The following is a 5754-nucleotide window of genomic DNA, read 5'->3' as shown; positions in this document are numbered from 1 at the left end:
TCATCCGGTGCAGGCCCGGCTCCGTGACGCGGCCGTCTGCGCAGTTGTGGATGGGGATCATGTCACGCCCCGTCAAAGGAAGGTTGCCGATTGCGAGTTCTCCAAACTCTCGCACGGCTGTTCGACTTCGTGCCTGAACATCGCGATCTTTGTTTCGGAATACAAAGACTCGGTTATGTTCTTGGCGAGCTTGTGCAATGCTTCCGCTCGCGGAATGTCCATCGTGCCTTGCGCCACAGCTTTTGCACAGTTGGCCAGCAGTGTGCGTAGATCGCCCGTTGTTTTGATTTCGTTTTTCACGGATTGCTTTCTCCAGTTGGTTTAACGCATAGAAGCATTCGGTGATGTCTCTAAGGACAAGAATCCACCTGTAATGCTTCCGTTGACACTCATTGCATACGTGTTCGGGAAGTTCACGCCAACAAATGGATGTTTTTCGCCCGTGAAACGCATCTTCCCAAAAATTGTGGAATCCCATCACCCATGATTGCTGTTCATGATTCCATTCTGACGTTATCGATGACTCTATAAGCTCGCAATGTCCGCAAACGTCGCACGCATAAACTTCAAACGACGTTTTGCCGGCACAGTAAGACTCATCGGTATAGTCTGAGAACACTTTCACGCTTTTACTCGGCCGTCTGTGCAGTTGCGGATGTGGATCATGCGGCCTCCGGCCCCCACGGCGCAGGCCGCGGCATGTCGTGCTTCTGGTACGTGCTCAGCAGCGCGCAATAGTCCACCGCGGCCTGTTCCGACGCGCGCGCCGATTCGTAGCCTGGGAAGCGCGCGATGTGCTTCGCCCAGATTTCGGCGGCGTTCTTGCGCGCGCGCTGCTCGTGCTGCGGCGTCAGGCGGTTGGCGCGAATTGCCCGGTTGACGCCGTTGAAGAAGTGCGCGCGCTCGATCTTGCAAAAGTCGATGACGTTCGCGTCGGACGGCTTCGGAGCCTTGGGTGTGCGGAGGAAGAAGGACAGGATGCTCATGATGTTCTCCGTAGTTGTTTTCAGGCCAGTCCGCTCTTGAATCCGAGCGCCGGCGTAATGGTTGTGGTCGCTTGCCTCGAATCGCACCGCGATTTTGTATGGCGCGGCGTTATCGTCATCGTCGTCAAACTCTTTGCGTCACCAAAACCTGCCCGACGACGGGATGACGAAAAAGCTCATAGTCAGTCACTCTTGTGGTTGTCAGGCCAAGCCGGCCGCATTCAGCGCATCGGCGATCACTCGCGCCCGCGCCTCGCATTCGGCGTGTGAGATGCCGCCGCCATGCACCGGGTGCTGGTCGCGCTGGATCACTACCGCGACGGTCCAGCCGTCCGAGTCTTTGACGGCGATTCCGCCGGTGCAGGGTTCGATGTTTGCGCTTAGGCTCATGGCGAGTCCCCGAGAATCGGCGTGTACCAGTGATCGTTGAGCGCGTGCCGCACCATCTCGGCCACGCCGCTGTCTTGCCACTGCGGGCGGTCGCAGAAGTCGTGCACGCGATCCACGATGGTGCCAGCGAACGACTCGCCGGCCTGCGCAATCAGCTCTTTGCAGCGCGCAACGAACGCGGCCGGATCGTTCATCAGGCGAATGTCGGCACCCTTGATGTTCTCGGCCAACAACTCTGCGCCGATGTCTGCAGATCCGGCAATCTGGCGCGCGGCCTCTTCGCGGACCGCCTCGTCGAAAACCTCGCGGCGGTCGTCGTAGTCGGGCGGCTGCATGGCGGCCTTGGGCGCGGCGGAATGATTCGTCGTGGTCGCGCATCAGATTTCTCCGCCGCCGTAGCCGTAGATCTCGGATGCCCGCTTGAGCCCAACCCACTTGCCGGTGGCGTCCAATCCGCGGTTGGCCATCTCCTCGGCTGCGAGGGCGCGCGGGTCGATCTCGCCGGACAGGATCTTGACCAGCAGCTCGGTGGCGGTCATCTGGAACATGTAGGTCGGATTGGTTTAGTCGGTCATGGCGGCCTGCTCGTGTGTGCGGCGATGGGTCCATCAGACCACGCTTCTGGCGCCGTGTCAACTAGGCGCAACAAAAAAAGTTAGCGGGGTTGACAAGCGGCCGGATGCTGGTATGGTGCGAGCCATCGACGAGGCGGGAGTGTGCGATGGCAAGCAAGACGTTCTATCAAGACTTGGAAGCGCTGTTCCAGACTATCGACATGGCGCAGGATGCGGCCGCGCGCTTGGCTCGCAACAAAGACGAGCCGATGGCAGCTATCATGCTGCGCGACATCGTGAACCAGCTCGGCGCGATCTCGACGCGCGTTTGGGCCATCAAGTGCGCGGCGGGTGAGTCGTGAGCAGGGTCGAGGTGATTGGCAACGCAACGCTTCATCTTGGCGACTGCCGCGACATCCTGCCGACGCTGCCGAAGGTCGATGCGGTCATCACCGATCCGCCGTACTTCAAGGTGCTAAACGAATACTGGGACAACGAGTGGGATACGCCGGAAGCGTTCCTGTCCTGGATGGGCGAAGTAGTCGGCATGCTTGCCGACCGCATGGCACAAAACGGCAGCTTGTACCTGTTCGCCAGTCCGCAGATGGCGGCGCGGGTTGAGGTGGTTGTTCGCCAGCGCCTGAACGTTCTGGCAATGCTTACTTGGAACAAGGGCGCATCTCGAAAGGGCGCGGCCGGAAGTGGTGTTGACGTCACGTCTTTGCGCACGTTCTGGCAATCATCAAGCGAGCGGATAATTTTCGCGGAGCGTCATGGTAGCGACGAAATGGCAGACGGCAATGCGGGCTACACGTCAGCCTGCGAAGCCACGAAGCGCAGAATTTTTGGCGAGTACTTAGCCGCCGAGATTGAGCGGTCCGGGGTTACTCGAAAGCAAGTTGCTGCACTGTTCCCGTCGGCATCAGGTGGCCTTACGGGCTGCGTGTCGAATTGGCTGATCGGCCACAACGTCCGACCGCCGAGCAGTACGCAAAGATGCGCGCCATGCTGAACGCGCGGGGTGGCGAGTTTCTGCGCAAGGACTACGAGTTTCTGCGCAAGGACTACGAGTTTCTGCGCAAGGACTACGAGTTTCTGCGCAAGGACTACGAGGAACTGCGCAAGGACTACGAGGAACTGCGCCGCCCGTTCAACATCACTGCGCAGGACCAATGGACGGACGTTTGGACGTTTGACCCGCCAGCGCCGTACCCCGGCAGGCATCCGTGCGAAAAGCCCGTAACTCTGCTGTCGCATGCACTGAAGGCAAGCACAAAGCCGGGCGCCGTGGTGTTGGATGCGTTCATGGGGAGTGGCGCAACCGGAGACGCCGCGCTGCGAATGGGGCGAAAGTTCATCGGCATAGAGCGCGAGCCGAAATATTTCGACATCGCCTGCAGACGCATCGAAGACGCGCAGCGACAGTTGCGTCTTGTGGATTGACCAACCCCGTCACCCGTGATTTACTTGGCGACATGATCGCACTCACGAAAACAGCAGTTAAAACCGCGCTTGGAATCCGCAGCGATGCGGACCTCGCGCGGTTCTTTTCGACGACGCGGCAGAGTGTCTGCAAGTGGCGCGACGACGAGCCAATCCCGGTGCAGCGCCAGTGGCAGCTGCGCGCGATGCGGCCGGCTCTGTTCCGGCCGCGGCGGAAAGCGGCGTGACTGACCGCCCATACCAACACCTTGACGATGCCGCGCTGGCAGACGAAATCACGGCATTGCGCGGCTACATCGCCAGCACTCGCGACATGGCATTGCGCCGCAAGATGCAAGTCAAGCTGGCCGAGCTGATCGCGGAGGAAGGAAGGCGGTTTACGGAAGGGCTTCCATTCTGAATCGGCCGCGCGTCCGCCACGCGCATAAAAAAGCCCGCTGGCAGGCGGGCTAATGGAGCATCACATGAGCAGTGTAGCAAAACAAGTTGTGAACATCCACTCGCAACCAGTCGACATTCCGCCAAGCGTCAGTGCGCTTCCGCACGTCATCCGAGAGGGCCGGCAAACAATCGGCCCGGATTTGGCCGGATGGATACTAAAGGATGCCGCGTTTGCAGGACAGCGGAAGTCTGAGCGGCACCATGTCGAATTGCTCGCGCATTTGATGCGCCAGCGTCGATGGTCTGCCGGAAGCCAACTCGCGTTTTGTTCGCTCGGCGGGAATCTGTACCTGACGAACGGCAAGCATCGCATGAATGCCGTTGTCGCGTCCGGCATCCCGCAGGAGTTCCAGGTACTGATTACGCCTTGCGGCTCCATGACCGAGGTCATCGCGGATTACTACCGGCACGACACCGCATCGCGCAAGCGCAGTTCCCTGGAAATCATCAACAGCACAGAAATGGCGCGCAACTCCGGTTTGCCAAATGCGCTTATGAATGCGCTATTTGGAAGCGCCCTTGCGCTTGACAACGACATGCGCGATCTGCACTACCAGCAGGATGCACTGGTCCGCGATACGGATGCAAAGATAGCAGCGGCGTCCGGGTGGATTGCAGAGGCGCAAGAATACGCCCGTCTCGTTGTGGATGCGCCAGCCAAAATCAAGGCGAAGCTATTCACGGCTGGCGTTGCAATGGTGGCTCTGATGACAATCAGGCACCAGCCGAAACTGGCCGAGCTGTTTTGGTCCGGGCTTGCCGCTGACGATGGCCTGGCGCGGTCAGACCCGCGGAAGGTGCTGCTTTTGGACTTCGCTTCGCGCAAGCCAATGACAGGGCTGACGAGCCAGCGCTGCCTGCCGGCCGCAATAGCGTGGAATGCGTTTTTCGAGCACCGCCCGCTGCACATCATCAAGATTTCCGGCGCCAGCATTCTGCGCATCGCCGGCACTCCGATCACGGGCCGCGCGAAATGATTTCGACCATCCGACTCGATTGCATCGAAAGCAGCACGCTCGCCCGGCCGCTGATCGCCGGATCAATCGACGCGCTCGCGGAGTCCATCGGCAATATTGGCTTGATCCAGCCGATCACCGTCGTGCCGTGCGCAAAGTATCGAGACGGGCAGAAGGTCGAAGCGTTCCGGCTGGTTGCTGGCCATCATCGCGTCGCCGCCATGCGAAAGATCGGATGGGTGGAATGCTCGGCGCGAGTGCTGCCTGAGTCAACGACGGCACTCGCAGCCGAGCTGATGGAGATCGACGAGAACCTGTGTCGCGCCGAGTTGAGCGCGGCGCAGCGTGCGAAGGCGATCAAGCGGAGGAAGGAGATTTGGGAGGCGATGCGGCCAAATCGGCAACGCGTTGCCGATTTGGAAACTGGGACAACTTGTCCCAGTTTTGGCGGCCGCGGCAACACCGAGTTTGCGTGCGACACGTCCCGCGCATCCGGCGAGTCCAAGCGCGACGTTAACCGCCACCTAGCTCGCGCCGAAGCCCTCGGCGATGACCTGGACGAGATCGCTGGCACTTCGCTCGACAAGGGCGTGGAGCTGGACGCGCTCAAGGACATGGCGCAGGAAGATCGGCGCGAACTGATCCAGCGGGCCAAGGCCGGGGAGGCTGTCAGCGCCCGAAGTGAGGAAGACCGCGAGCGAAACGTGCGACTCGTGCGACAGACCATTGCTGACATGTCGCGGCTTGCCAAGTTTTCCAGCCCGGCAGAGGTGGCAAGCATCGCGGCATCAATTGGAATTGGCGCAGAAGAGGCGGCCATCGCAAAAGCAATTGCAGGGGCGCTGTGATGGCTGACCGTCCATACCAACACCTTGACGACGCCGCGTTAGCCGACGAAATCACGGCCCTGCGCGGCTACATCGCCAGCACTCAAGGCGGCGTGAACACGGTTCCTGATCGCCCGTTTGCAACTCGCACCGACGC

General features: G+C 60.4%; 13 protein-coding genes. 8 read left to right on the top strand and 5 right to left on the bottom strand.

Translation table 11 applies throughout. The annotated features are described in order from the left end of the window. Positions 1-72: 72 nt before the first annotated feature. From IPH10_10750 to IPH10_10730, 5 genes are all read right to left on the bottom strand, one after another. Entirely contained in the window at positions 73-300 is a 228-nt protein-coding gene (locus tag IPH10_10750; GenBank protein ID MBK6911388.1) for a hypothetical protein, read from the bottom strand. Between the two features lie 362 nt (positions 301-662). Next, positions 663-986 carry a hypothetical protein gene (locus tag IPH10_10745; GenBank protein MBK6911387.1) on the bottom strand — a complete coding sequence of 108 codons (324 nt, stop codon included), beginning with the start codon at positions 984-986 and terminating at the stop codon, positions 663-665. 201 nt (positions 987-1187) lie between these two features. Further along, the gene (locus tag IPH10_10740; protein MBK6911386.1) at positions 1188-1376 is read right to left on the bottom strand and encodes a hypothetical protein; all 189 of its coding nucleotides are present in this window, start codon (positions 1374-1376) and stop codon (positions 1188-1190) included. After that, the gene (locus IPH10_10735) at positions 1373-1711 is read right to left on the bottom strand and encodes a hypothetical protein (protein MBK6911385.1); all 339 of its coding nucleotides are present in this window, start codon (positions 1709-1711) and stop codon (positions 1373-1375) included. The genes IPH10_10740 and IPH10_10735 overlap by 4 nt, the downstream gene beginning before the upstream one ends. 42 nt (positions 1712-1753) lie before the next feature. Beyond that, positions 1754-1924 (bottom strand): hypothetical protein, encoded by a 171-nt coding sequence (locus tag IPH10_10730; protein ID MBK6911384.1) that lies wholly within the window; start codon positions 1922-1924, stop codon positions 1754-1756. 173 nt (positions 1925-2097) lie between these two features. Here IPH10_10730 and IPH10_10725 point away from each other — a divergent pair, with 173 nt between their 5' ends. The 8 genes from IPH10_10725 to IPH10_10690 all read left to right on the top strand — a co-directional run. Beyond that, positions 2098-2292, top strand: a complete 195-nt coding sequence (locus IPH10_10725) for a hypothetical protein (protein ID MBK6911383.1) — start codon at positions 2098-2100, stop codon at positions 2290-2292. Next, complete coding sequence (locus tag IPH10_10720) at positions 2289-2942, top strand: site-specific DNA-methyltransferase (protein ID MBK6911382.1); 654 nt, start codon at positions 2289-2291, stop codon at positions 2940-2942. The genes IPH10_10725 and IPH10_10720 overlap by 4 nt, the downstream gene beginning before the upstream one ends. Then, positions 2927-3373: a site-specific DNA-methyltransferase gene (locus IPH10_10715; protein ID MBK6911381.1), complete on the top strand. Its 447-nt coding sequence runs from the start codon at positions 2927-2929 to the stop codon at positions 3371-3373. Before IPH10_10720 ends, IPH10_10715 begins: the two co-directional genes overlap by 16 nt. Before the next feature lie 32 nt (positions 3374-3405). Beyond that, on the top strand, positions 3406-3600 hold the full coding sequence (locus IPH10_10710; GenBank protein MBK6911380.1) for a hypothetical protein: 195 nt from the start codon (positions 3406-3408) through the stop codon (positions 3598-3600). Continuing rightward, a complete protein-coding gene (locus IPH10_10705) occupies positions 3597-3773 on the top strand; it encodes a hypothetical protein (GenBank protein ID MBK6911379.1) in 177 nt (58 codons plus the stop codon). Before IPH10_10710 ends, IPH10_10705 begins: the two co-directional genes overlap by 4 nt. Before the next feature lie 64 nt (positions 3774-3837). Next, entirely contained in the window at positions 3838-4791 is a 954-nt protein-coding gene (locus IPH10_10700) for a hypothetical protein (protein MBK6911378.1), read from the top strand. After that, entirely contained in the window at positions 4788-5618 is an 831-nt protein-coding gene (locus IPH10_10695; GenBank protein ID MBK6911377.1) for a ParB N-terminal domain-containing protein, read from the top strand. Before IPH10_10700 ends, IPH10_10695 begins: the two co-directional genes overlap by 4 nt. Beyond that, positions 5618-5754 (top strand): hypothetical protein (locus tag IPH10_10690; GenBank protein MBK6911376.1); only part of this gene is annotated, 137 nt, incomplete at its 3' end. The genes IPH10_10695 and IPH10_10690, both read left to right, overlap by 1 nt.

The sequence above is a fragment of the bacterium genome, from assembly GCA_016702305.1.
Taxonomy (GTDB): domain Bacteria; phylum Electryoneota; class RPQS01; order RPQS01; family RPQS01; genus JABWCQ01.
This window is presented reverse-complemented; position numbering and strand designations above follow the sequence as displayed.

Excerpts from the sequence above, each read along its gene's own strand:
- IPH10_10745 (MBK6911387.1), bottom strand. The coding sequence starts at position 986 with ATGAGCATCCTGTCCTTCTTCCTCCGCACACCCAAGGCTCCGAAGCCG.
- IPH10_10740 (MBK6911386.1), bottom strand. The coding sequence starts at position 1,376 with ATGAGCCTAAGCGCAAACATCGAACCCTGCACCGGCGGAATCGCCGTC.
- IPH10_10735 (MBK6911385.1), bottom strand. The coding sequence starts at position 1,711 with ATGCAGCCGCCCGACTACGACGACCGCCGCGAGGTTTTCGACGAGGCG.
- IPH10_10730 (MBK6911384.1), bottom strand. The coding sequence starts at position 1,924 with ATGTTCCAGATGACCGCCACCGAGCTGCTGGTCAAGATCCTGTCCGGC.
- IPH10_10725 (MBK6911383.1), top strand. The coding sequence starts at position 2,098 with ATGGCAAGCAAGACGTTCTATCAAGACTTGGAAGCGCTGTTCCAGACT.
- IPH10_10715 (MBK6911381.1), top strand. The coding sequence starts at position 2,927 with ATGCGCGCCATGCTGAACGCGCGGGGTGGCGAGTTTCTGCGCAAGGAC.
- IPH10_10710 (MBK6911380.1), top strand. The coding sequence starts at position 3,406 with ATGATCGCACTCACGAAAACAGCAGTTAAAACCGCGCTTGGAATCCGC.
- IPH10_10700 (MBK6911378.1), top strand. The coding sequence starts at position 3,838 with ATGAGCAGTGTAGCAAAACAAGTTGTGAACATCCACTCGCAACCAGTC.
- IPH10_10695 (MBK6911377.1), top strand. The coding sequence starts at position 4,788 with ATGATTTCGACCATCCGACTCGATTGCATCGAAAGCAGCACGCTCGCC.